The organism is Paenibacillus sp. WLX2291, from assembly GCF_046603665.1.
GTDB lineage: Bacteria > Bacillota > Bacilli > Paenibacillales > Paenibacillaceae > Saccharibacillus.
The window spans coordinates 3,284,349-3,311,078 of sequence record NZ_CP176755.1; the positions used below are offsets into that span (position 1 = coordinate 3,284,349).

The following is a 26,730-nucleotide window of genomic DNA, read 5'->3' on the forward strand; positions in this document are numbered from 1 at the left end:
GTCTCTATTTTCTAACACTAAGATGAGCCTTCTCATCCACCCACTTCGCAAATCCTTCTACCTTGCTATAACTCAAATACAAATACTCCATCGCCCGTGTCATCCCGATATAGAACCGCGACACTTCCTCGTCCCAATCCTCTTCCTTCGCCTTCTCTCTCGGCATGCCATCCACATTCACGATAAACACTGCCCGGAAGTCCATTCCTTTCGCGCTATCAATCGTCGAAATCTTCACGCTGGGATGGTTGCGATCGAAGTTGTCTTTTGTCTTTTTGCTCTCCGTAAACCAGTTATGCGGGATACCGTTCTTATCCAGCTCCTGCCGGATTGCATCTACGATAAACGCGTTCTTATAACTGCCCTTCACTCGGTACAGAATTGCCATATCTGCATATTCCACCTTCTTCTCCTGGTGCAGATTCTGCATCTGTTCTGCTACCCACTGCATCTCTTCCTGAATAGAGTTACAGCGGCACATTTGTGGTTCGGGACCTCTCCGCTTCGTTCCCTGTGGTGGAATAATCTCGGCGGGTTCGTTTGCGGTGATCGTCGTCTGGAATTTGTCCTTCAGCTTGGAATGAGAACGGTAAAAGTCCCACGCAAAGCCCACGATCTGTGATGTGTTACGGTAGTTGATGCTTAGTATTTTGGAGCGTCCGCGGAAGTCGAGTCCGGTGTTGCGGGATAGGCTGACTTTACGGCGGAAGATTTTTTGGGCTTTGTCTTCTACGATTAGTAATGATTGCGTTTCCGGGTTAAGTGCTTTGGTGATCAGTTCCAGCCATTGCGGTTCCAGATCCTGTCCTTCGTCGATCAGTATGGCATCGTACTGGGGTGCGGTTACTTTGCCGCTATCCAGTTGATCTAGCAGTTCAGCAATCTGTCGCTCGTTTTCCTTTTCGCTCATGGAAAATTTCAACGGGAACTGCTTGTATAGCCAATCGTGGAAAGTGCCGATCTCCAGCTGTCGGTTTAATGGATCATCTGCGTCATTGTCACCAATTTGCGACTCCATTGCCGACCATTCAAACAGGTCTTCCGGTTCGCTCAGTTTGTTGCGGATCATGCTGCGGATATTGCACGACAGCGGACTCCCGTAGCAGAGTACCAGAACGCGCCATTCCGGATGTTCGCGTAGCAGTGTACGAGCGCGAGTAGCCAGAATGAGCGTCTTACCACTGCCCGCGACGCCGCGAATCAGTCGGTGACGATCGCCGATCTGACGGGCGAGCGACTCCTGATGCAGATCCATTGCCTGAATGTTATGCAGCGACAGTAGCAGGTCATCCTGGTAATATCCACGCTGCCGGATGTCGGCAGAGATGCGTACTTCGGGGAACAGATGATACCGGATTGCTTTCATATCATCTTCGCTCAGCCATTGTCGCTGGTGAAACGGGTGTGGGAACATGCTGGTCATTCGTTCCAGCAGATGGTCAGCGTTAAATTGTTCGTCGTCGGGATCAATCTCCTCGCGAGTGAGGAGCAGATTCAGATCGATGCAGCGATGAATCTCGTTGCGGATGATCTGGGCTTCTTTCATACGGGTGAAGACGACACCGTAGCCATAGCGGAATTTGAGACTGTTGGCGTAAGCGCCTTCTTGTTGCAGCAGGTTACGATCTTGTTTCAGTTTATTATGAATATGGAATGCGTAGTTACGTGCTTGTGTAATCGGGTTTTTGACGGTTTCCAGACTGCCGGTGCCTTTTTGTGTATGTATGTGCCAATCGTCCGGGCTTAATGTGTGCAAGGTATTCTCGGTATAGTCTTTTACTTCCAATACAAGCAGACCAAGATCGGGACCAATGATGACATAATCTGGTCGCCGGTGGTGACCGTTGTTGATATGAGGTTCGTAGTAAACGATATAATCGTCGGGAAGATGTTTGCGGAAGGTGTTGAATAGAATGCGTTCTCCATTCGTTGCGGTACCCGGAATCGTTTCCGGAATCATATATGCCATGTGCTGGTTTCTCCTTGCTGCCGCAGATTCCGTGGTTCTGTTTCCAGTGCTTCTGGAATACTGACGGGTATGAATTTTAATGTATAGGTATATCGGCAGGTGCCATAAGAGGTAAATAAATGAATTATTTTCCTACATCATACATCGTTTGGACTATTATGGGAATAGTTATTTTCTAATTTATGTATGAATTATATTTATTTTAATGTTTTTCAAACAAAAAGAAGCCAATCTTATATAGCTAAATGAGCTATCTGGTTGGCTTCTTTTATTCATCTGTCCTGTTCATTACTGCTTATACGGTTAGATCACTGCGGCTTCATCCATTTGCTGGCGGCATAGCAAATGGCAAAGAATGCACCGACCAATACGCTGAATAGCGCAGCATTGAATAGACAATCCATCACGTATTCATCCATAGATACCTGCATCTGTATACTTGCTCCCGGCGTAGAAGCAGTCATCGAAATAGTCCGTTTCGTCAGAAACGAATACAATAACCCTGCTACGAATCCGTACGTCATATACTTCACCAGTTGCTGTTCAAATCTACTCATGATGACCTCCATATTCTATGTAATTACGATACGATTGTAATTATAACTTAATTGTAAATAAACGGAAAACGATACGTCTATCTGTTATATTCTGCATGATTGCTCTCTCTAAAGCCATATACATTTTTTATACACCACAATTAGATGGAACAATATGGATATCTTGTGTGTGTACTAAGCAGGAGGATGATGATATGCGAATATTACAACAACGCTTTGTATCGTTACTGTTGATTGCTATGCTTGTATCCACAGGCTGTTCGGCGAGCCATACACAATCTAGCGGAGATGATTCTTTTACACACCTACATGCAAAAGAAGAAGAACCTGTATCTGCTCCAGACTCTTCTTCTCTTCCATCTTCACCGCTTCCACCTTCTCAACAGCTTCAACCATTGCAGTCAAATGAACTTCCTTCGCTTGTCGTCCATGCAGGCGAAACGGACATTCCAGTTGCCCAAAGTTCCTATTGCTGGGACAATCTCGGTTGTCGCAACTACACAAGCGATCCGAAGATGCTGGATGATCAAACGTTACCGACACTATCACCCGGAGCGGCTATTGCACTTGTCTTTCCTTACGATCCAGCTCCTAATCAGATTCAGGTCACTTCGCTTGGCACTTCTGCTTCAGTTGATTCTGTGATTGCTTTGCGAGATTGGACATTTGATGCACCGCTGAAACATGGGACGTATTTCTATACCTTTCAAGCCTATTGGACAAGTGAAGACGGCATGTATACTCAAGGCGATACGTCGTTTGTATTCGGGTTTCAGATTGAATAAGACAACTTCTCGAATTAGTCTCGGTGTATCGTAAGCTGCCTATCTATAATGTGTTTTGTATTTTCTATATTATCCATGTTATGCGTATCCTATGAATCTTACATGCATGACTTATATTCTGTATATTGCATCTTTTTCAAGTGTTCAGAATGTGGATGACATTGCTGGTGCAGCGAATGGCATCGTCGCCAACTGCACCGGCACATGCTCTCTCGCTTCGACCTCTTCCTCTTTATGCTTATACGCATAGCTATGATGCAGATCGATACCGTCGCGTGGAGCCGCATTGTACTGGGTAATCATGCCTTCATGCCGTTTGTAGTAATAACGCGCTTCTGGATCGTCGGTAAAATGCACTTCCACGCCGAGCACCGGATTGATGCCAAAGCTGGCTTTGACATAATCAATATCCTCGGCACTATATTGGCGGCTGTCCAGTAAGTACGCTTCTACCTCACGTTCTAGCTTGACCTCACTTGTATACGCTCCGATCCACACAACCGCTGCGAGCAGCAGAATGGTACTGAAAAACATATTGCGTTTGTTAAACGTTCCCATCGATGTACCCCTCCTTCTCAGAATGGGCATCTGCAACACAGCGATAATGAGATGAAGCCGATAATATCCAACATGACATCGCCATCCTACAGATGCAAAATCAATTCGTATGTCAAATGTTCCTTCCTAACTGCATACGAACTAGTTGCAATAACGTTTCATCTTTTTGCTCAAATTTCGTTATTTCAGGTGATTTAAGGCGAAATACGTTCATTTACACAAAATACATATGTAATGTTGTACATGGGCAATCACTTGCATGTAGTAAAAGAATTATCCATTTTGTATGATGATCTTATGTTCCGATTGCTGCAATAATTATCCCTATCCTGTGCAAAATTAGATATAATAAATGATAATGACTCTCAATTACGCTTAGAGTTATGTATTTTACAGCAGTATGCAGGAGGAACATGATTCATGAACAACTTTCATTCTACAGGCTTCTCGCCGCCGCGCGAGCAACTCGCCGACTACATACAACAATGGACGCGCGCTTCCATCTCTCTCATCGATATTCGTCACGAATGGCTACATGCGCAGCAAGAGAACAGGAATCATCTGGCTCCTGCCAGTCTGTTCCTGTTCTCTTATGGCGGAGCGGCAGATATTCAATTAAACGGTACTGGTTACAGTATCGACCGGTTTGGGCTTTTTCATGCTTGCAAAGGATCGTCCTTCTCCGTTCGTGCGGGCGATGTCGGTACTGGCTTGTACACTTTGCTGTATCGAGCTGAACCGAAAAGTATACTAGACAAGCACTTAAAATCACGCCATGATGCTACGCCATTTCGTGAATGTTACGGCTTTGAGCCTGACGATCCGCTATTCTTCGCTGAACATCTACACCGAATGTGGGAACGCTGGGCAGGTGGTAAGCCGCTGGATATGCTGTATAGCAAGGCAGCACTGCATCAGCTGGTGTACAAAGTATATGAACAATTGGAGCGCGGCGATGTCCGGCGACTACAACCGGATGCGGTATCACTGGCGCGGCATTATATGGATACGCATTACCATGAATCGGTATCGCTACGGCGTATCGCGCAGTATGTGCATGTCAGCGCCAGCAATCTGAGTCGATTGTTCCGCAAGCAGCAGGGCATGTCTCCGCAGGAATATTTGATTCGTAAACGGCTATCTGCGGCAGAGCAATTTCTGCGTACAACCGATGCGAATTTACGCGAAATCGCTTATCGTTGCGGGTTCTCTGATGAATTTCATTTGATCAAAACGTTCAAAAGCGTACGTGGCATCACCCCCGGCGATTACCGGAAACTTCATACAATACAGATGCACGATTCTGCCATGTTGCTTCCTACATCGATCCCTTATGCTGGACAGAGACCGGTTCAACCGGATCACGAGACAACAGAAGGGGAATATGCCATGTTTACTGCTACAAAAGGAAAAATGATGCTCGCCCTGCTCGGGTTGACGCTCATTCTCTCCGCCTGCGCATCGACTACTACACCAGTGTCTGGCAATACAAGCACTGCCAGTTCCAATCCCAATGAATCGTCCGCGACTTCGACAGCTGCGGTTACTACGCACGAATTCAAGCACGCTGGTGGTACATCTACCGTGCCCGTTCAACCGAAACGAATCGTGACCGATTGGTTTTACGGCGAGCTGCTGACACTCGGCGTGCGTCCGATCGGTTACCCGGAATACCTGCTCAGCGAATACCCGTATGTCAAAAGCGATGGCACTGAGGCACTCGGCGATTCACTTGAACAGGTTGTTGATTTAAACCCGGATCTGATCATCTCCACCTGGGATGAAAGCTATGACCAATATGCCAAGATTGCTCCATCTGTTCTGCTCAAGACGACCATGCCGCTCAAAGAACGAATGCAGAAGCTTGGCGAGCTTGTTGGCAAAGAGGAAGAAGCGCAGAAATGGAGCGCGGCATTCGATACGAAGCTGACGCAAGCCCAAACGAATTTGCATGAAAAGATGGCGCCCAATACAACGGTGACGATCTTGAGCATTTTCCAAAAGAATCTACAAGTGTACGGTTACCGCAATATGGGCGGCGAGGTGTTGTATAAGATGCTAGAGGTGCAGCCCCCACAGGCAGTACAGAAGCTATTCGCCGATTCGGACAAATGGAATGCCAATGTATCGTTTGAATCGCTGCCGGATCTGGCGGGCACGGATATTATTTTAACCGTCTACGATCCCGAAGGCACCGGACGCCAGAAGTTGCAGGAATTACAACAAAGTACCGTATGGAAAAATCTTGATGCGGTGAAGAATGGACGCGTGCATATCGTGGATTATTATGACCTGTTCTATGAAGATCCGATTGCAGTCGATAACCAGATCAAGATGCTGTCGGATCTGCTCACACAATGATTTCTGTTCAAACATCACAAAACCCGATCTATCTGCACTTGGCGGATAGATCGGGTTTTGTGACTTTGTATAGGTTACATTTTTATTTTTACAGATTGATTTGTCACAGGTTTACAATGTATTGATCAATACCGATGCAATCAGGATGGATGCGGTCGTTACGGTTGTAAATCCGCCAACCAGCATCGGGGTGAAGATTTCGTCCAGAATCGCCTGACGTTCTCGTTCATCTCTGCCGACTGAACGACTGACTTCTTCACAAATGATATAGTCACCGGGGAAACCGAATAGTGCGGTCATTGCGATAGGAATGCCTTTGAGCGGGTCCCATTTGAACCATTTGGAGCCGAGCCAGCCGCCCAGCATGATGCCGAACACGCCGACTACGATGATCAACAGCACCGGACCGATAGAGCTGAGTACAGCTTCTAGCGTGACCGAGCCCATGCTGGACATCACGACTACAATGAGTCCGACCATCGCAACACCAGTTGTATTAGCGCGATCCATCGTACGCGGTGGGAAAATGCCTGCTACTTGTCCGATAATACCGATTGCCAGCGCCCAGATGCTGTAGTTCAATCCAGTCAGGTTGTTGAGCAGCACCGCCAGACTTCCGCCTAGGAATAATAGCAACAGCAGAATCGGTGGCGTCTGCAAGCGTTCCGGCAACAGCATGCGCGAGTTGCCTTTAGCAGTATTCTGCTGCTCATGATCATGAGAATGATTGGCATGTGAATGTTGCGTAGCGGCGGTCTGATTGCCTGCTACGTTTGCCTGTTGCTCAACACCGTGAGAAGCTGATTGGCGAGTAGCACTAGTCAGCGATTCATCAGTTGCAGATTCATGTGCAGTTAATTCATGTGTCGTACTCTCCAGCTTGGGTGCATCGAAGAAGCCTTGACGCTGCATTTTCAACGCATATCGTCGTAAAATATTCAGTGCAACCGGCATCCCGAACAGTGCGTGAATACCGAGAATTACCGCTGGGACGGTAACGAGTGCGGTCAAGCCCATTTCTTGCAAACGCTGCGTGGTGATCAGGTAGGCGATAATGCCGCCAGTAACCGGACCTGCACCAGCTACAGCTGTCGGATAACCGTAAATCGGCGATACGACCAGCAGTACAAGTACTGTTGCTATCAACGTTGACAAGAGAGCGATCAGAATCGCTTTGTACTGTACGCGAATGAGACGTGTGGGAATGAGCGTACCCATATGCACGACGAGCGGCGCAACCATAATGGAGCCGAAGACAGCAAATGCGGAGCTAGTAATGACCTCCTGCGGAAATACGTGCATCCATGATAGCAGCAGATATCCTCCCATCACCACTAGCAGTGAAGGAATTCGCGCCCTCGACCAGATGGAGATCAATTCCCCTACTGCCAGCAAAATAAGCAGCAACGTCGCAATATAAATCGGTTGACTGAACATCGCATTTCCCCCTTTTGAGCATCTACCGTTATTTCAATCGTTTTCCGCCAATGTATACTTGCTGGATATGCTCTGTCTGTTGAAGCAGTGTAATATCATCCAGCGGATTCACATCCAGTACGATCAGATCGGCGAATCTCCCTGGTTGAATGGTGCCGATCTCGTCTTCCATATGAAGCGCCTTGGCAGCATTGGCTGTAGCGGCAACAATCGCTTCCATCGGTGTAAAGCCCACATCCTCTACCAGCAATTGAAGTTCCAGTGCATTACCACCGTGTTCTACTGGCGCACACGAGGCAAAATCCGTTCCGGCAGCGATGGTAACACCTGCTTGATGCGCCATGATCATATGCTCAATATGCTCACGATAGACGGCACGCGCCTTGCGTAGTCCAAATTCCGGCACGCCATACAGATGACCTTCCTTAATAATACGATGCACAATTGCGAGTGTCGGCACCAGAATCGCTTTGCGATCTAGCATCAGCTCAATGCCGTCCTCATCTATGTAAATGCCATGCTCAATCGTCTTCACTCCGGCAAGCAGAGCATTTTTGATCCCCTGTGCACCCTGCGCATGAGAGGCTACATACGACTGCACTGCTTCGGCTTCGTATACGATCGCCTTGAGCTCATCCATATTAAATTGCGACCAGCGCGGATCATCCTTTTCCGATAATACGCCGCCAGTGGAACAGATTTTGATAAAATCAGCACCTTCGCGGAATTGCGTACGCACTGCCTTAATACATTCCGGCACACCATCACAAACGGTGAACAGATTAAACGATGACGGTAGCATGTGCATGTCACCATGCCCGGCAGTCTGACTGAGCATATGGCGCGACGTCTTGATACGCGGCCCTTCATACGCACCTTCGCGGATCAGATCGCGAATATGCACTGCCACATGACTGCCCACATCGCGAACCGTTGTAAACCCAGCATTGATCAGCCGCGGCAGATCAATTAACGCGCGTCCCATTTGCATCGCTTGCGGCTCTAATGCTACTTGCGCCATATTGAGACTTTTCGATCCGATCACATGCACATGCGCATCGATCAGTCCGGGCATGATTACCTTCCCCGTTACATCGACGGTCTGCGTTCCTTCCGGGATGGTTATATCCGCTGCAACTCCGGCTGCGACAATGCGATCATCCTGTACCAGTACGCCGCTATTGTGAATCGGCTCGCCACCTAGTCCATCAATCAATACAGCTCCAAGAAAAAAAGTACCACTCATCTCTCTGTTCCTCCATTCTCTCTGTGTGATGCCCCATTCACTGGTATTGCTCAATTGCTCTATTCATCTGTAGAACGATGTGTATGTCGAGGGATGAACAATAGTAAAATGGAATCTTTGCTATAGCACGACTGACATTGTATGACTTCCATTCCTATCAACGTTACATATAGTGACATTCATTATAAATTCAGCATAGACATGTGTCATTGTGGCAATGAATAATGTTTTGCATAAAATAGTGGGGAAATCTATAATTGACAATACATATCAATAGACAGAATTCGACAATGTGCTGGAGGTGGACGTATGGATTTTACAAAACTGCGGCAGTTTATCGAACAAAAGAATGGACATATAGATAAGATACAGACAAACGATGAAGCTGTATCTGCATCTATTTCTGCTTCTTCTCCTTCTGCTTCTGGACTGTGGCTTCGGGATGAGCATGATTGTCGTTGGCGCTGCGGGTATGCAGATGAGACAGCAGATGAATATTGGAGAACACTGCACCCAGACTCTGCTTCTTCTTTAGCAAATATTAGCGAACATAACCTTCTATCTCCTACTTTCATAAATAATCAGGACGCTGCATCTGGATCATCTATTCTTCACAGTAACTCTACACCGCAACAAAGTCATACTAAGGTTAAATATAACGACGTAAAGTTGACACATCAATCACCTTTGTATTCAAATGTGTCAAATTCAGAACATGCAGCACCAGATTCTGCACATCGTGATGAATATAGTGTTACACATCAGATTGAAACTCATATTGCATATGAGAATGCAAACAATACCATATGTGAGCCTGCGAATTTCCAGACACTCAATTTCGAGCTGGATATGCTGTCGCGCTGTGATGTGCAATTGATGGTGCAATCCACACATCAATTTACAGAGCTGGAACAGCAGCATATGGAATATTTGATTCGAGATGTGCTGCTTCGTCATCAATTGTCTACCGAGCGTGAGCATCATCAGCGTTGGTTGCAAAGTCTGCGCCAGTTAACCGGTTCATTACGACTGGACGAGCTACTGCTTACGATTATGGATCATGCCTTAGAAGTACTGCCTTCCGCCTCCGCTGGGCTGTTCCTGATGCACGATCCTATTAGCGACAATATGCAGCCGCGGGCACAGCGTGGTTTTCATGATTCCATTTACGATTATCGGGCGCAAACGCATGAAGGCATTACTGGGCGTGTATTCAGTGAAGGGGTGGCGCGAGTGTACCCAACCTTTGCATCCATATTCGAGGATATTCATAACGTAGATGAGGAGCGACTCGGTCTGGTCGCAGGTTCATTTCTGGGAGATGACTTGACTGTTCATGGCATGCTGGCAGTGCCCGTGCGTATGCATACAGACAAGATCGGTGTGATGCTGATCTACCAGTTCGACGATAGCCGTACGTTGCATCAAGGTGATCTGGATAAGCTACAGGGCTTTACCGATCAAGCTGCGATTGCTATTGTCCATGCGCGTATGTATAGCGAATTGCTGGATAACAATCGGTATTTGGAACAACGTAGCCAGATTCATCGCGTGTATACCCAGCTCTCAATCGACAATGCTCCGCTAGAGCAAATCGTGCAGACAGCCGCAGATATGCTGAAATTCCCGGTCTGCTTTGTCGATACGGAAGCACAACAAACGTATAGCGCGGAAGGATACGAATACATCGCTACAGAGCAGGATACCAGCGGGAATGCAATGTGGACGACGGATGATCAGTATGCTGTGGATGCTGCTTCTCATAAGACTCCATCGTCCAATGAACAGATTTATCCTGTCCGAAATGGCTCGTTGCTAGTTGGGTATTTTCAATTACCAATCCAGCGTGCATTGGAGCCGCTAGAGGAGGTCATATTAGAACAAGCAAGCGCTATTGTGCTACTGCATATGATGAATATGTATTCCATGACTGGTATGCTGTATCGGCAAAGTCGTGACTTCTTCGATGAACTATTGCAGCATCGCGATCCACATACACTAGCAGATGGGTTGCGGCGCTATGGATTGCATGCAGAATCGCCACTATATGTCGCCCTATTGCAGGTGGATAGCGATACAACCGATGTACGCATAGCTGAAAATCATATCCGTCAGCTCATCGCTCGCATTGATCGTCAACCGGAACGTGGTGCATATCTGCTATTCGGATCAAGTGACAAAATTACGCTACTGTGCAATACATCGTCCGCTTCTACTCCATCACAACTGGCAGAGCAATTGGATGTGATTATTTCACACTGGCAAAGGGATAGTTCTATTCCGGTATACGGCGGGATCGGCGGCGCCTATAATGGCTTAGAACAAATTGCACGTAGTCATAATGAAGCGGGACGTGCGCTATCGTATGCCCGTCGTCGCAGGCAAACCGGAGTAATGACATATGCGGATATTGGTATTAATCGCCTATTTCTACAGCAGGAGCCGCAGGAGATCGAGAATTATGTACAGGAAATTCTATCTCCCCTACGCATTCCCAAATATGCTGCCGCCGAGTTAGAGCAGACGCTACGGATGTATATTCAGGAGAACCGCATTGCAGCTGCAACGGCGGAGAAGCTGTTTATCCACCCGAATACACTGTATGTACGCTTGCGGCGAATTGAGGAGATTTTGCAGGTGAATTTGAACGATTCTGGGGATTGGATGAAGGTGTATCTGGCTTGTCATTTGAGTGAGACGTATTGAATAGCGGCAAGTTAAAGTTGTATAAAGTGTACTACTGAATTCATTTTATAACCAATTAAAGCAAAGCCAGCAGAAACGGATGACGGATCATCTGATTCTGCTGGCTTTGGTTGTGAATGTGTTCTACATGTATTCGTTTAATAATCGAGGATTTTACTCAAACCTTTGTACTCCATTCATTTTGAAGCATAGTCATTACTTATTTTCTCTTTTGACTACGCCATCCCAAATAATTCTACCGTTGTCAAATTTGTATGGATCTGAACCTGGATTAATAATAGTCATATGATTATAAGTGATTGTGCCAACTTGTCCACTTCCCCAAACTCCTGTGCCGAATTTGCCAGCATTCGTACTTGTATTATTGTTAAATGTCACATTATCAATTGGTGTGTTGCCAGCATATACAAGTAAGTCTGCATGACCTCTTCCTGTATCCTGAGCTGTACGATCTACAGTGTTATTGTTAATCGTAATAGAGTCAACGGCTTGCGTATTATATTCATTATTTTCACCAGTTTCAGTTGCAATATAAATACCTGCCATTTGCGTCAGTTGGATATGATTACCCTCAATCAGTACATCGCGTCCACCAACAACAGAAATTCCTCGCGCTTTTGAATCATAACCCACATCGTTGTTCAAGATACGAATATTGTTCGTTTGTCCTTTGTCACCATCGGATTTGGCACTCTTACCATAACTAACCACAGCAATAGTATCATCACCGACCTGTTTCACTACGTTATTTTGTACGGTAATGTCGCTGCTGTCACCTGTCATGTGAATACCGTCTGCCTGTGTATCCTGCACCGTATTATTAGTAATGGTTCCACCTATCGAGTCTGTCACATAGATGCCGGCTGTACTGGCTTTTTGTACATGAATCTGATCCACTACAAAATTCGTTGCATTCTTAACACTGATACTGTTCTTTTCATTTTTACCATCGCGTTCACCTAAACTGCTATACACATGCGACAGATTGCGAATCGCTGGGCTAGCTCCAGTAAGATCAATAGAACCGCACTCTGGGTTGGTTGAGGTCAGAATGGATTGGTCTTTATTTTCCCCCTTCAAGGTCACACCATTTACGGTCAGAATATTACTCAACTCAAACGTTCCTGTTGGTACATACACATCTTTGCCTTCTGTCTTCGCCTGTTGGATCGCAGCAGCAATGGCGGTATCATCCGGCTTGTTATCCCCCGCCACAGCGCCAAAGTCCAAAATCGATAAACTGCGATCATCCGGTACATAAGCACCTGCTGTAAATGCAATCGTCGGATTCCACAGCGTATGGTCAAAGCTGATCGAACCGACACGATTCACCACAAAATGAATCTGTGTTCCTTGCTGTACTGGAATATTCGTGACACCGCTAGGCTGTACTTCCGTTGTATTACGGATCGTTTGCGTCCATAGACTGGTACTATCTTTTATAATAGATGCGTTAATTCCGTCGCCATCTGCACTGCCTTTTTGCACGGAGCCGGTAATGGTAATCTTGCCACTGGATGGTGCAATCCATGTGCGTACTGAATCGGCGCTATTGCCCGGATGCTGTGCGTTGGATGATACCCATGGATACGTTCCGCTGACATCCCAGCGACTTGATGAAGACTGGTATGTAAGATTGGTGTAGGTAGTCCCGGTCTTTTGCTGGTAATACCAATTGTTCGTGCCTTGCGTGGCGCTGAAGCCTGTTGATGCCGTATACGATACAGAACTCGCTGCTTGCGCTCCGCCAGCTAAACTGATACCGCTTACAGTTAAAATCGCTGCAAGACTCCATGTGCTCCATCTCGTATTCTTTTTCAAATGAATGCCTCCCTGTAATTTTATTATTTTTTTGTTAGTAATATATATTAACTTCCATTATTAACCTTGAATAAGAATATAGAACCGAAATAGAGTATTCCGAGCAAGTGATCGTCTGTATAACAACATATCAATAATGTTGTGCGTATGACATCAGATATCATTACACTTCAGAATAGCTAAGTTTTTCAGATACAGCTATCGTATAAACCATATCTGCTTCTAAGTTATTCTGTTTTGATGGAAATGCGCTTCTGATCAGATACGATCTGCATTTGCTCCAATTTGCCTTGAGCTGGGAAGGAAGTATTCACATTCGGGGCAAGTATAACGTTAATGGCATCTCCAATATGAATATCGTCGGCTTGAGTAACATCTTCCGTCGTGAGCCAGATGACATTAGGATTAGCAATCTGCAAAATATCATCCACGGAACGTCCGTTCATCTGCTCTGCCTGTACATCCCATACAAATAAAATCGCCGGAATCTTCTCCTGCTTTTTGTCGATGACATAACCTGTATATTGCCAACTACTTTGGCGTGGATCAGTATCATATGGTGATATGGAATCAGGGAAGCCCGTTTTGTTATCATTAGGCGTCGTGTTCGAAACGGTTTGTTCATCTACTGTAACCGTATTAACACGAGTTGTCTCTGCATCCTGACGGTTAACAGAACAACCAGCAATCATCGCAATGAAAACAACCGCTACTATAATTCTCATGCGTATCATACGATGCATCTCCTTAGTTTGCTAATGGTCGTCATTTGATCGACTGTATCTTTTCATCTTCGGATTAAGCTATGCTATCTCCAATCATAGAGATATTTAATCTGGATCACCCAATGTATATTGCGTATATGTATGTGCAAACGGATGAAAGAAAAATATCGTTTGCTTGCATCTTTTGTACCACTTTTTTACAATTATTTCAATTTGACGTGGAAGATTAAAGAACTTATGGTAGAAGATATACTATCTGTTACAGTGGCTTATTTTATTTTACATACAGGAGGAAGATCATATGGCTGGAGAACAGATTCAACTTAATCAGGGGCAAAATACGAACCTGCCGCCGGGTAGTACATTGGACGTGATTATTCAATGCGGTGCTGCACCATCTTCGCTGGATGTAAGCTGTTTTATGGTGGATGAGAATGGCAAAGTGCCTTCTGACGACTATTTTATCTTTTACAATCAGAATGTCGATCCGCATCAATCGGTGCGGTTAACTCAGGCAGATGAACACAGTTCACGCTTTACACTAGATTTGAACAGATTACAGCAAGCCCCTATTAGCAAATGCGTATTCACCGCCACGCTGGAAGGCGTCGGTACGTTCGCGCAAGTTGCCAACTGCCAAGCAGTATTACAGATCGGAGGACAACAGGTTACATATACACTATCCGAAATGACATCCGAAACAGCATTGATCCTGATCGAAGTATACAAGTACAAAGAAGCTTTCAAAGTACGGGCGATTGGACGCGGATTCTTCGGTGGATTGCAGCCGCTGGCAGAATCGTTTGGCGCAGAGATCGAAGCCGATGATTCCGCAAATGGCTCGCAAGCTGCCGCTACTTACACCGCTTCCCAACAAGCTGCTTCCGGTTCTGCGAATGCTACTTCATCTGTCGCAGGCTCATCCACATCGCCTGCCTCTACTGCTGCGGCACAGTCATCCCCAGCTCCGTCACCATCAGAATCAGCACCAAAATTGACCGTGCCATTAACTAAAATCGATCTGCTGAAGAATAAAGTCACGTCATCGCTTGAGAAGAAACAAGTGGCTCCGATCAAAGCACGTGTTGCGGTCGTCTTCGATGCGTCTGGCTCGATGTACTCACTGTACAAAAAAGGCATCGTACAAGAAGCATTTGAACGCGTACTGGCGATTGCAGCGGCGTTTGACGATGATGGTGAACTGGATGTGTGGTTCTTTGCCAAGGAATTTTTGCGCGCCAAAAGTGTACGAGCAGATAATTACGAGAATTATATCGAACGCGCCTACAAACTAGGCAGCAAAGGCGGAACGAATAACGAGCCACCAGTCATGGAGGACGTGATCCGCAAGTATACAAAAGAAGCGCCCAATGTGCATATTCCCACGTACATCATCTTTTTCAGTGATGGCGGGGTGAGTAGTAAGAGCAAAATCGCCAAGCTGATCATCGACAGCTCGCGCTATAATCTGTTCTGGCAGTTTGTCGGACTGGGCAATGCTAACTATGGCGTACTGCGGGAATTGGACGAACTGAAAGGTCGCTTTGTAGATAATGCAAATTTCTTTGAACTGGATGATATCTCGAAGGTGAGTGATGAGGAATTGTATGATCGGCTACTGAATGAGTTCCCAAGCTGGATTGAGGAAGCGAAGCGCAAGAGTATTTTGGCTTGATGTATACAATCACAGCCACATCAATAAGCGGAGACGAATACGACTGGTTCGATTGATTCAATAACGCACTCTATACTAAAAAGATGAACATCGCTTAGAGCGTGTTCATCTTTTTTATGTTCTATTACATAGTGTAAAGCAATATTCGTCATTTACTGATGTATCCGATCTGTATCTTTTCTCAAATTACGTGTATACATTTCGCTCATCGTCTACAATCTACCGCTCGCATGCTTGAGCAATGTCGTCTTGCATACGCTCCTGCTCCGCTTCGTATTCCAATCCCGTAATCTTCTCTGCCAGAATCTTGCCCGCATTTGCCAGTGTCGCCATTTTTAGCGAAAATCCCGCCAGCATCTCTTCCTGCGAACCTGCCGCATTGTCGCGTAATTGTCGACCTTCTTGCTTTGCCATCTCCATCGTATAGTGAGATGCCGCTTCTTGCTCTTCGCAAAAATGGTTGTAGATCTCGCCTAGCGTGCGTGTTTGCATTTGTGTTGCAATCATTGCTTGAATAGTCCCGATTGGCAAAACAGGCTTCAGGTTGCAGATCATGATCAGATAAGCAATATGTTCGCGAGAGTAGCGCTTTTTCACGGTTGGCGGAATAATCTTCTGCTTAACGTAATTGTTAATCATCGACGGCGTAATGAGCTTACCTGCGGCTTCGCCAGGAAATTGACGAAATTGCTGTTCCAGCCATTCAACCAGTTGATCCATATAAATGCCGATAACAGGCAGCTGTTCCCAGCGTGGAAAGCGATAAGCAACCTTAATCTCACCCCAGTCCTTCAGCTGATCCAGCAGTGAATATTGCGATTTCATTGATCCTACCTCCTTTGATTTGCGTATGTATGGTTGTGCATGCCTATATGTATGTTCATAAAACATTCTGAAATTTGAATATGTGCAAACCTATCTTCTTTTCATTATAACGGATAAATCGCAAAACGAAAGTTATTTAGTATTCATAATCATATATAAAGTTTGTAATTACGTCTACATCTGGTTATAATAACTACATCTTAAAGTTATGAAGTACATATGTACATTTTGCAATATGACATTCTCCGTTATCTATATTGGAGCGTGTGGGCAAAATACGCATATGCTCACAATCTTTGAAACGCGCTACACTTTGCGCGATCTTCAAGGCATTGTTGAATCTTACTATGGAAAGTAGTGATCTGATTATGAAAACAATCGCCTGGGTTACGGACAGCACCGCTATGATCGATGCTGATTTTGCCCGTGAGCATGATGTGTATATTGTACCGCTGTGCCTGATCGCTGGAGATGAAGTCTATCGCGAGAATGTCGATATTACCGCGGAACAATTTTATGAAAAAATGCGTGAACATGATAAAGTAAGTAGCTCCCAACCGCCAATCGGCGAATTTGTGGAATTGTACGAGAATCTCAAAGGCAAATATGACGACATTATCGTCATCCATTGCTCGTCGTCACTAAGCGGCACCTACCATTCTTCGCTGCAAGCTGCCGAGATGGCAGATGTACAGGTGATGGGCATCGACTCGCAGGTTGGCGCATTCCCACTGCGGGAAATGGTATTGCAAGGGATTCAGTATTACCAGGAAGGATTAACTGCCTCCGAAATCTGCGACAAAATCCAAGGAATGATCAACGACATGTCCTTTTACATGATTCCGGCGAGTCTGTCGCAACTGCATCGCAGCGGTCGCGTTTCCGGTACGCAGCTCGTAATCAGTCAGCTGTTGTCCATTCATCTGTTGCTGCGCTTTGAAGGTGGTAAGGTCATTGTAGAAGACAAGATTCGTACGATGAAAAAGGCGAAGCAAAAACTGCTCGATATTTTGAAAAAGGATATTGAGCATGTACGCGATGTCTGCATTATGCACGCGAACAATATGGAAGGCGCGTTCAAGCTGAAAGAGGAGATCGCGCATCTGGCACCACGTTTGCAGATCGAGATCGCTTCGTTTATCCCGGTGGCGGGCATTCATGCGGGTGAGGGGACGCTAGCGCTTGCTTGGATTAAAAATAATCGTAGTGCGTTGGGACGTTTTGGAATGCCAGTGTCGGTATCGACGATGGCTTGAGGATGCAAATATAAAATCGCATTACCATATAACAGATCATGAAAAACAGGAGAAAGGCATATGCCCTCTCCTGTTTTTCATTTACAGCATTTCTATACATTTATATCTTTATTAAAGTCGTTCTATCGTCTGCCAACTTCCTTGCGCAATATAATTTACCTGATCACCTATAACGATCAACCCATACTCCCATTCCTTCACTTTTACTTCAGCGCGTCCACAATCGTCGAATTCTAAAGTTAAGTAAAATGAATGAAGTGACTCAGACATTGGTGCAGATCTTTTATCAATCACTCTTCCTATGCGCTTTATTTTGGGCTTAGAACCATTCTTTTCTTTTTGAACAAAATGTATAATAACAAGCCCAATAATCAGAGCAACAAAGATTCCAATTACGGAAAATACGGATGTCTCAATTTTCATACTGAGATTACCCAATGCAACTTCCATCATATCTCTACATCCGCACAACTACATCTTCATAATCCATCAAACTCAACCTATAAAACTTCGCTCCATGCGGCGGAACCTTCACTTCGATATCGTATCCAACCTGTCCGGCTTCTCCACGTTCCCACAGATTACGTACACGGTAATAGCCACCCGTCAATCCGAGCTGCTCCAGACTCACACGCACCAGCGCTGGATCATCACTCGCATTAAACAGTGCTACATAATGATCACCAGTCGTCGCATTCTCGGACGTCCAGACAATCCGGTCATATTCATCCCGATACACCTGACGGGCATACCGACCGGAACGGTTCGCTTCCAGCACTTCGTCGTTGGTCAACAGCGACATTGTCCACGCGTCATTGTCGCGCAGTTCGCCGCCAAACATCAGCGGTGAACGGAAGATTGCCCACAATGTCATCATCGTCAACTGCTCATCCTCGGTAAAACGCGTCCAGCGGTCACTTCCCCCGCCATCTACAGAACGAATGCCGATATGACCAAGCGGCAACATATCACAATCTGGCCAGCTACCCTGCTCGACAAACTGTGCCCACTGTTCGCAGCGCTCAAACATCTCATACAGCAGCTCCCAACGATCCCAGAAGTCATCGGTGATACGCCACATGTTGGCGTTCTCGCGGAACGGCTGATTGTACGCAAGCGGTGCAGGGCCTGGCGATAAGCTAAGTACCATCGGGCGACCGCAACGATCAATCGCATTGCGAATCAGGCGAATTTCATCCATATGGGTATCGTACAGACGCGAAGCGGCAATATCGTCCACTTTGATAAAATCAACGCCCCACTCTGCATACAGCTCAAACAAAGAATCATAATATTCCTGCGCACCTTCCTTCGACGCATCCACACCGTACATATCTGTATTCCACGGACAAATGGAATTGGTATGCGCAATCTGGCGCGCGGTCACATGCGTACCTTTGATTGGGGTATCGTTATGCACTGCCTGACGCGGAATACCGCGCATAATATGAATGCCAAAGCTCAGTCCAAGCGAATGTACATAATCTGCTAACGGTTTAAACCCCTGTCCATCTGCTGCCGAAGGGAAACGGTTCACTGCTGGCAACAGACGCGAATACTCATCCATTTCCAGTGGTACGAACGGTCGGTACGCAGAGGATACTGCATCCGGTTCATACCATTGAATATCGACTACTATGTACTCCCAACCGAAGATTCTCAAATGATTCGCCATATATTCGGCATTGCCACGAATCTCTTCTTCGCGTACGGCTGCTCCGTAACAATCCCAGCTGTTCCAACCTAGCGGCGGAACGTATGCCCATTGATGATGTTGCATTCTGCACACTCCTCATCTGCTACGTATATTTGTATTTCGATTCTATTTCTGCTTCGATCATACCTTTTGTGAACGACAAGTTCAATTATTTGAAAGATATCGAACACGCAAGCAGCTCCATAGCTGTTATATTTTCAGTCATAGTCTGGAGCAGGCGATACATGATGAGTATACCGCATTAATGTTAGGACGATATCGATTTTTCTTTCCAATGAATGTAAGAGCGATACGTCTATCTATGCATCAATATAGGACTATTTATCTGCTAAAACTACTTATTTAAACAATATGCTTTTGTTTAAAACATTTAAAAACGACAAATTTCTACATTTATTTCATTTTTAAAATTCATAAAAATTTTTATTTTGTTATTTTTATTCACAACTTATTCCTATAACAAAGGTTTTACAATGCATAAAATATTACTTTGAATCCATTTTTATTGTGTACTAGGTATTTTGTATTAAATTAAAAATTTTTACGTGTAAATTTTCTGCTAACCCTGTCGATATATTATACATAACACAACAAGTAATCAACATTAATTGGCTGGAGCGTGAGTTTATGAAGTTTACGATTCAAATGAAGTTATTAACCGGTTTTATCGCTGTCATTTTACTTTTGATGGCAATCTCGGCGCTGTCGCTGTTAGGGATTAATGGCTTGAATGTTCAAGTCAAAAATATTGATGAAAAATCCATGCCAAGTGTCTCCTTGCTTGGTATTATGAATGGCGATGTATCCGATGTGGAACGTCTCGTTCTGAATATTGCTGTAGAACGTAATACTTCTGAAGTCAAAAGTCTGGAAGAAAGCTTAACTTCGCTATTGAAAAAAATCGATACGGAACGTGCTCAATACGCAACAATGGCACAAACTGATGAAACCAAACAATTGATTGCTGCTTTCAATACCAACTATGAAAGTTACGCCAAGCTCATCCCTAATATGGTCACAGCAGGTCAGAATAATGATATGGAAACTATGAGCAGTTTGCATAGTACTGCTTATCAATTGTGGTATACAGCTAATGATACATTGACACAACTCATTACATTAGAAAATGATCAATCCTCTGCTTCTACAGCAGCTGCGGTACAACTGAGTTCCAAAACAATTACTAATATTGTTATCATCTCGATTGTAGCGATTTTACTAGGATTACTGATTGCATTCTTCATTGCACGTCTTGTATCACGTCCGGTGAAACAGCTCCAAACTGCCGCTGAGCGTATTGCGAATGGTGATCTGACTGGCGAAGATATTGTGATCAAAAATCGTGATGAGATCGGTCTACTCGCAGGTTCGTTTAACAAAATGTCCGGTAACTTGCGTAATCTGATCGAATCGGTAGCATCCACTTCCGAAACAGTTGCCGCTTCGTCACAGCAATTGAATGCAAGCAGCGAGCAAAATACGGATGCTTCCCGTCAAATCGCTGAAACAACACAAGAAGTTGCCGAAGGTACAAACCGCCAAGTCGAACTGACCCATCGTTCGTCCCAAGCGATGAAAGAAATGTCCATTGGTGTAGAACAAATCGCCGTTCGTGCACAGACTGTATCTGCTTCTGCTTCTGATGCAGCTTCCCGTTCGGCTGATGGTAATGATGCAATCCGTACTGCTGTTGCTCAGATGGATTCGATTCAAGGATCAATGTCTTCACTCGCTCATATCGTACAAGAGCTAGGTGAACGTTCACAAACGATTGGTAATATTACAGACGTAATTACAGGCATCTCCTCCCAAACAAACCTGCTGGCGCTGAATGCTTCGATTGAAGCGGCTCGTGCAGGTGAAGCGGGACGCGGCTTCGCCGTTGTAGCGGACGAAATCCGTAAACTGGCAGAGCAATCGGCTGAATCGGCACGTCAGATTACTGATCTGGTTACAACGATTCAAAAAGAAACGTATCGTGCAATCCAAGCGGTAGACGTGAACAGTCAGGAAGTCAATAAAGGGATCGCTTCTGTATCTGTTGCCGGGAATGCTTTTGAAGGGATTCTGAGTGCGGTCAACCAAGTGGCTGGAGATATCGAAGATGTATCTGCGGGTGCAGAGCAAATGTCTGCTAGTACGGAAGAATTGCTGCGCTTTGCCAGCGAGATCGCTCGGATTACCGAGGAAACATCGGCTGGTACAATGAACGTATCGGCTGCGACGGAAGAACAACTTGCTTCGATGGAAGAAATCTCTACCTCTTCTATGGCACTCGCTGAGACTGCTGAGCAGCTGCAAGCACAGATTGGCGCTTTCAAAGTTTAATATCTTTTCATATGACGCTGTGACCTACCAGATGAAACCTTTTGGTATGTTACAGCGTTTTATTATGGGTAATACCGATTATGTGAGCATTCTATAAAATTACGACGATAAACTGGAATTTAGCAACGTCAGCAGGGTACAATAGAAGTGTATCGCTATTTCTATCGCTTCCTTTATCTTCTCCTCCCTAGCAATATATAGATGTATCGAAATATTACATACCGATTCTTTCCCCATTCTGAAGCCGCCGGCACAGCCGAGAGGAGGACGGTCCACATGAACAAGCAAGAACATAAATCTTCATCCCCCCAGCAAGATCCAAAGCGTTCCAGTCCGTCTTCTTCTCCGGTAACATCGACTGCGGATAGGACAGTGTTGTCACACTACAAACCTACATGGTGGGGACGTATTCGGAATTTGCTGGACATTCGTCTCCTGGTGCTCGTTATCTCTACCGTGATCGTCATTCTGATTCTGTTGCTGACCAGTTGGCTCAAGCCGAATCATACGAGCAGCACGGAACTAAGTTGGGGCGAGCTGGAGCCATTCCGTTTTTACCAGAGCGAGCAGGTGCATAATCAGAGTCTCGTCTCAGCGATTGAGCACAATTATATGCAGCAGGTCGACAAGTCTGCTGAACAAAATGGCTACCGGCTAACGATCAATGCCGTTACAGCTGATGAGAACCGCTTAATCCTGATGTACACAGCTCATACCGATCGAGATCGTTATATTCCCGGCGTGAACAGTGTGAAGCTGCGCAATATTGCTACCGGACAACCACTGAGTATGGCTTCCGCACGTTTGAATGGTATTCAAGATGAGAACAATCCACAGCAATACTACGGTACAGCTACGATCCGACTTGATCAAAAACAAAATTTCCCGCGTGAAATTGCTGCCCAGTTCCAAATTATGTCTACCGATAATTACGCTGACCAATCCAGTGAAGCAACTGCGCAAAATATTCACTACTCACCTACCCTGCTCGTTCATTTCTCGCTTGCACCACAATTTCAGCGTCAGGAAACCGAGATTATTTATCCGAACCGGGCTGTCGAATGGAGTAGCCATAAGCTGACTATGTCACGTGTAGAGATTTCTCCGCTAGAAATGCGCGTGCGCTTCACTTCCGATACACCAGTCGACGAGAAGGATGCACGTCCGTTATGGTTGAAGCCGGAAAATATCATTTCCGAGAAAAATGGTACTGCGGTGAATCTATTACCAACCGGTAGCCGGTTGATCAGCTGTGATCCGTATACGTTTGAGCATGTCTTTTACAGCAATTTACTCAATGAACCGGATTCGTTACAGCTCGTCGTCAAGCCTCGTGATGCCTCCGCCTATGAAGACGTACGCATTATCAAAATCAAATGATTCTCGTTAGCGATACACTAACAATAAACAGAGCAAAAAGCGCATCAGATTACTAGATGCGCTTTTTGCTGTGCAATGCTAATCGTGGCGCTTACTCCCGAATTGAATTCCAAATAATCACTTTCTACCCCATCGCTAAAAATCACACCGTCCTCTGGCATCTGAGATACGATGCGTAGCGGATCATGCTCAATGCGTCCAAATACAAGATCTGTCGATGTATTACGACTTGGGAAAGGCTCTCGTACACTGTAATACAGATACGGCGAATCCCAGCCAAACGATGAAGGTACAGACGGCGGTTGTACATCCTGTCTACCATTTGCCGCGTTCATAATGCCTGCTGCTCCAGCGAGTACACTCTTAAACCAACCCGTGGAACCCATGCCGGTCGAGATAATGATTCCACTGGAAGACTGCTGCTCCATCACGCTACCGTAGCTGATCTGATAGCGCGCAGATACATGCGTTTTGCGCCCGATAAACAGATCGTTTACTCCATATAGTACCTGTCCATCATTCAACTGCGCACGGGCAAGCCGTACCTCCTTCACCTGTCGTCGCCGGGCGAATACGTCTGTCAGTAGCGGCTGTAATTCTTGAACACGAAATGGCAGCAGCACTCCATCCCAACGCTGCGGATCGGGATTGACCCCAATCAAGGGCAGCTCTGTTGCATACTTCATCGTATTCGCTACTAGCCCATCCTGTCCAAGCACAACGACCACATCGTCCGGTCCAAAAATAAAACTTGGTACATGTTCGCGATCCAATAGCTGTACTCTGCCAAGCTGCTGCAATTGCACGGTCGCTTGCTCTAATGCGAGCTGGTAGTGATGATCCTCCTGCACATAATCGCCAAAATCCGCTCCTAGCCGTTCAATATAAAATTGCGCTTGTTGCACCGTATTGTAACGTACGATCAATTCCTGCAATCGTGTTCGACGCTTGACGAGCACGATTTTATTTTCGGTCATCCGGCGGTTCATGATGTCCGTCCTCCCCGTTGATCTGTCGCTCTATTCCCATGATCATTTAGTAAACCTTGCAGCAGATCTGGCGAGATGTTCAGCTGTCCGATGCGACCTGCATTTTCCGCCAAGCCAGTAAATGCCATCGCAATCAGTTGATCCGGTTTCATACCCATACTTGCCATTGCCTGCAATACATGTGGCGGCACATCTTGTAGCGATTGCATAACAGCAGACATCTCATAAGCGCGAGCATCGGCTTTGGCACGGTCGTTCGTTGTACTGAGCTGTACGAGCTGATTTTTGCGTTCTTCTAACTCGGTATCGAAGCGCAGCTGCTCTTCTTGCATTTCGTTTTGCTTGATTTTTACCGAGCGTTCGGCTTCCAACTGAGTTTCACGGATTTGACGCTTTTTCGTTTCGACGGCAATCTCGGTATTCAGTTCGTTCTCGCGTACTTTGCGCTCCTGTTCAATCGAAGCGTTGCGACGTTCGTATAGCGCCTCATCGGCATTGCGCAAAATATGTTCTCGTGCCTGTGCTTCCAGCGCTCGCATCGTTTCTTTGTTTGGCAAAATTGCCAGAATCGACAGCCCCATAATCTCAATACCAAGCTTTTGCAGTTCCTCATTGCTTTTCACTTCGGCTGTTATATTGCGTACGAGTAGCTCACTGGATTGGATCGCTTCGCGTAACGGCAACTGCTCCATCCGCTTTTTCATTAATACTTTGACGATATTGATGACGCGCTGGGATAGCTTGTCGGGATCATCTGACAGGTAACGGTTTTTTTTCAAATTGTATGTGTAGTTCAAAATGCGTGTCGTCTGCCGATATTCGGTAATCCGGTAGGTTACTTGCCCCTGAACAGTGACTGTCTGATAATCGCTCGTAATCTCTTCAAACATAAACGGTACGTCAATCGACGATACAGGCACGACAACAACTGATGTTGTCGGCTCGTAGTAATAAAAGGATAGGCCGACACCCTCTTTTACAATTTTGCCGTTCTTCACTTTCATCACATAATCGCTTGGTTGAAATTTTGCAAATCGAAGTCCAAACATAATCCGCACGTCCTTTTCTCATTTTTATGTTAATAACAATTTGTTAATATCTTTGATTGGTCTTATCATAGCATCATCTTTAGATATAATCAATATGATAATAACAAAAAGTTTATATGATTAACACTGAGCGTTTTATGATATGTTGAAATTATATTGAAATAGTATAGTGATCGTACTTTATTCGTCGTAGCGGTCGTTTTTATTGGGTTTATTATATGGATGCTTCTCATTGCTTTTGCTGTTAGAGCTGCGTATGTACATAGTTAAAATAGAATTTTATCTGGATGATGCTAAATTACGATAGGAGGATGAGTATGCGTTCGTTTGTGCCGGTGCAGCCGCCGTTTTTGGAATATGGATTGTTGCATGCTCACTATCGTTATGCGGAATATGTGCCTGATGAGCGGTTGCGAGATGTGATTTGCTGCTATTGGAGTTCGGCGGCTCATCCGCAGCAGGGCGAGCAATTGCATCGGATCGTGCCGGATGGCTGTATTGATATCATTTTTGATCTGGATGCACGGCAGATGAATGGAGCGTTTCTCACCTCGTTGATGCGATCATACGAAGTGATGCATCTGGATGAGTCAATGGCATTCTTCGGTGTGCGTATGTATGCTGATCAGGTGCGGCGTTTATTTGGATATGCCGGAGCAGAATTGACTGGTTATCATGTTGGATTGGAGCAATGGCTCGGACGGGATGCGGCGAGCATTGTGGAGCGTGTTATTCTGGCAGACAATATGAGCGAGCGAATACAGCTTGTGGATACGTGGTTGCTGCATCTGTTGTATGAACAGGATGATCAAGCATCATCATTGTTGCATACAGTCGTACAACAGATTGATCATAAGCATGGCAATGTGAGTATTCGACAGCTGGCTGAAGATACTCACTATAGTGAACGTACACTGCGAAGGCTATTTCAGCAGGAACTGGGAATGGCACCTAAGGAATGGACAGATATTATCCGGTTTCAGGCAGTATTGCGATACTGTCAGCTGACAGATCAACGATTGCATAGTGAACAGCATGCCAGTCATCCTAAAGTAATAGCAGGTCATCCTTCGCATCAAACACAATCAAGAACTGGCAATATGGATCGGGAATCACGACTGTCTTTGAGTGAATTGGCGACGGCATTTGGGTATTATGATCAGGCGCATTTGAATTTGGCATTTAACAAGTATTATGGTCTGACGCCAGGGCAATTGCGGCTGCGCCAGATATATACCAACTGACTTTCTACGATACGATACGATACGATACGATACGATACGATACGATACGTCGAAATTGTCCGTTTTTTCCAAGAGCTTTGTAAACGAATATCGTACAGTAAG

General features: G+C 45.5%; 20 protein-coding genes. 8 read left to right on the forward strand and 12 right to left on the reverse strand.

Going from position 1 to position 26,730, the window contains the following annotated elements; genetic code table 11:
- Positions 1–4: 4 nt before the first annotated feature.
- Entirely contained in the window at positions 5–1,969 is a 1,965-nt protein-coding gene (locus ACDE64_RS14025; RefSeq protein ID WP_411347225.1) for a 3'-5' exonuclease, read from the reverse strand.
- A gap of 308 nt (positions 1,970–2,277) precedes the next feature.
- Positions 2,278–2,526 carry a hypothetical protein gene (locus tag ACDE64_RS14030; protein ID WP_411347226.1) on the reverse strand — a complete coding sequence of 83 codons (249 nt, stop codon included), beginning with the start codon at positions 2,524–2,526 and terminating at the stop codon, positions 2,278–2,280.
- A gap of 194 nt (positions 2,527–2,720) precedes the next feature.
- Here ACDE64_RS14030 and ACDE64_RS14035 point away from each other — a divergent pair, with 194 nt between their 5' ends.
- Positions 2,721–3,311 (forward strand): hypothetical protein, encoded by a 591-nt coding sequence (locus ACDE64_RS14035; RefSeq protein ID WP_411347227.1) that lies wholly within the window; start codon positions 2,721–2,723, stop codon positions 3,309–3,311.
- A 144-nt stretch (positions 3,312–3,455) separates the two neighbouring features.
- Here ACDE64_RS14035 and ACDE64_RS14040 read toward each other — a convergent pair whose 3' ends face one another.
- Positions 3,456–3,869, reverse strand: a complete 414-nt coding sequence (locus tag ACDE64_RS14040; protein ID WP_411347228.1) for a hypothetical protein — start codon at positions 3,867–3,869, stop codon at positions 3,456–3,458.
- Between the two features lie 420 nt (positions 3,870–4,289).
- Between ACDE64_RS14040 and ACDE64_RS14045 the strand changes: the two genes are divergently transcribed.
- The gene (locus ACDE64_RS14045; RefSeq protein WP_411347229.1) at positions 4,290–6,230 is read left to right on the forward strand and encodes a helix-turn-helix domain-containing protein; all 1,941 of its coding nucleotides are present in this window, start codon (positions 4,290–4,292) and stop codon (positions 6,228–6,230) included.
- 111 nt (positions 6,231–6,341) lie between these two features.
- Here the strand turns inward: ACDE64_RS14045 and ACDE64_RS14050 are convergent, their stop codons facing one another.
- Complete coding sequence (locus ACDE64_RS14050) at positions 6,342–7,667, reverse strand: hypothetical protein (RefSeq protein WP_411347230.1); 1,326 nt, start codon at positions 7,665–7,667, stop codon at positions 6,342–6,344.
- A 28-nt stretch (positions 7,668–7,695) separates the two neighbouring features.
- Entirely contained in the window at positions 7,696–8,913 is a 1,218-nt protein-coding gene (locus ACDE64_RS14055) for an amidohydrolase family protein (RefSeq protein WP_411347231.1), read from the reverse strand.
- A gap of 876 nt (positions 8,914–9,789) precedes the next feature.
- Here ACDE64_RS14055 and ACDE64_RS14060 point away from each other — a divergent pair.
- Complete coding sequence (locus ACDE64_RS14060) at positions 9,790–11,619, forward strand: helix-turn-helix domain-containing protein (protein WP_411347232.1); 1,830 nt, start codon at positions 9,790–9,792, stop codon at positions 11,617–11,619.
- Between the two features lie 195 nt (positions 11,620–11,814).
- On the opposite strand, the gene ACDE64_RS14065 is transcribed toward ACDE64_RS14060, so the two are convergent.
- Both ACDE64_RS14065 and ACDE64_RS14070 read right to left on the reverse strand, forming a co-directional pair.
- Complete coding sequence (locus tag ACDE64_RS14065) at positions 11,815–13,440, reverse strand: right-handed parallel beta-helix repeat-containing protein (RefSeq protein WP_411347233.1); 1,626 nt, start codon at positions 13,438–13,440, stop codon at positions 11,815–11,817.
- A gap of 227 nt (positions 13,441–13,667) precedes the next feature.
- Complete coding sequence (locus ACDE64_RS14070) at positions 13,668–14,174, reverse strand: DUF3221 domain-containing protein (RefSeq protein ID WP_411347234.1); 507 nt, start codon at positions 14,172–14,174, stop codon at positions 13,668–13,670.
- A gap of 292 nt (positions 14,175–14,466) precedes the next feature.
- Between ACDE64_RS14070 and ACDE64_RS14075 the strand changes: the two genes are divergently transcribed.
- A complete protein-coding gene (locus ACDE64_RS14075) occupies positions 14,467–15,840 on the forward strand; it encodes a VWA domain-containing protein (RefSeq protein ID WP_411347235.1) in 1,374 nt (457 codons plus the stop codon).
- 219 nt (positions 15,841–16,059) lie between these two features.
- Here ACDE64_RS14075 and ACDE64_RS14080 read toward each other — a convergent pair whose 3' ends face one another.
- Entirely contained in the window at positions 16,060–16,665 is a 606-nt protein-coding gene (locus ACDE64_RS14080; protein WP_411347236.1) for a DUF1836 domain-containing protein, read from the reverse strand.
- 368 nt (positions 16,666–17,033) lie between these two features.
- On the opposite strand from ACDE64_RS14080, the gene ACDE64_RS14085 reads away from it, so the two are divergent.
- On the forward strand, positions 17,034–17,921 hold the full coding sequence (locus ACDE64_RS14085) for a DegV family protein (protein WP_411347237.1): 888 nt from the start codon (positions 17,034–17,036) through the stop codon (positions 17,919–17,921).
- A 111-nt stretch (positions 17,922–18,032) separates the two neighbouring features.
- Here ACDE64_RS14085 and ACDE64_RS14090 read toward each other — a convergent pair whose 3' ends face one another.
- Together ACDE64_RS14090 and ACDE64_RS14095 are read right to left on the reverse strand one after the other, a co-directional pair.
- Positions 18,033–18,374, reverse strand: coding sequence for a DUF2500 family protein (locus ACDE64_RS14090; protein WP_411347238.1), 342 nt, complete (start codon positions 18,372–18,374; stop codon positions 18,033–18,035).
- 4 nt (positions 18,375–18,378) lie between these two features.
- A complete protein-coding gene (locus ACDE64_RS14095; protein ID WP_411347239.1) occupies positions 18,379–19,701 on the reverse strand; it encodes a glycoside hydrolase family 27 protein in 1,323 nt (440 codons plus the stop codon).
- Positions 19,702–20,265: 564 nt separating this feature from the next.
- On the opposite strand from ACDE64_RS14095, the gene ACDE64_RS14100 reads away from it, so the two are divergent.
- Positions 20,266–21,966 (forward strand): methyl-accepting chemotaxis protein, encoded by a 1,701-nt coding sequence (locus ACDE64_RS14100; RefSeq protein ID WP_411347240.1) that lies wholly within the window; start codon positions 20,266–20,268, stop codon positions 21,964–21,966.
- 276 nt (positions 21,967–22,242) lie between these two features.
- Positions 22,243–23,346: a DUF4179 domain-containing protein gene (locus ACDE64_RS14105; protein ID WP_411347241.1), complete on the forward strand. Its 1,104-nt coding sequence runs from the start codon at positions 22,243–22,245 to the stop codon at positions 23,344–23,346.
- 44 nt (positions 23,347–23,390) lie between these two features.
- On the opposite strand, the gene ACDE64_RS14110 is transcribed toward ACDE64_RS14105, so the two are convergent.
- Both ACDE64_RS14110 and ACDE64_RS14115 read right to left on the reverse strand, forming a co-directional pair.
- Entirely contained in the window at positions 23,391–24,335 is a 945-nt protein-coding gene (locus ACDE64_RS14110; RefSeq protein ID WP_411347242.1) for a sugar kinase, read from the reverse strand.
- Positions 24,332–25,384 (reverse strand): SPFH domain-containing protein, encoded by a 1,053-nt coding sequence (locus ACDE64_RS14115; protein ID WP_411342782.1) that lies wholly within the window; start codon positions 25,382–25,384, stop codon positions 24,332–24,334. The genes ACDE64_RS14110 and ACDE64_RS14115 overlap by 4 nt, the downstream gene beginning before the upstream one ends.
- A 317-nt stretch (positions 25,385–25,701) precedes the next feature.
- Here ACDE64_RS14115 and ACDE64_RS14120 point away from each other — a divergent pair, with 317 nt between their 5' ends.
- Positions 25,702–26,628, forward strand: a complete 927-nt coding sequence (locus tag ACDE64_RS14120; RefSeq protein WP_411347243.1) for a DUF6597 domain-containing transcriptional factor — start codon at positions 25,702–25,704, stop codon at positions 26,626–26,628.
- Positions 26,629–26,730 lie beyond the last annotated feature (102 nt).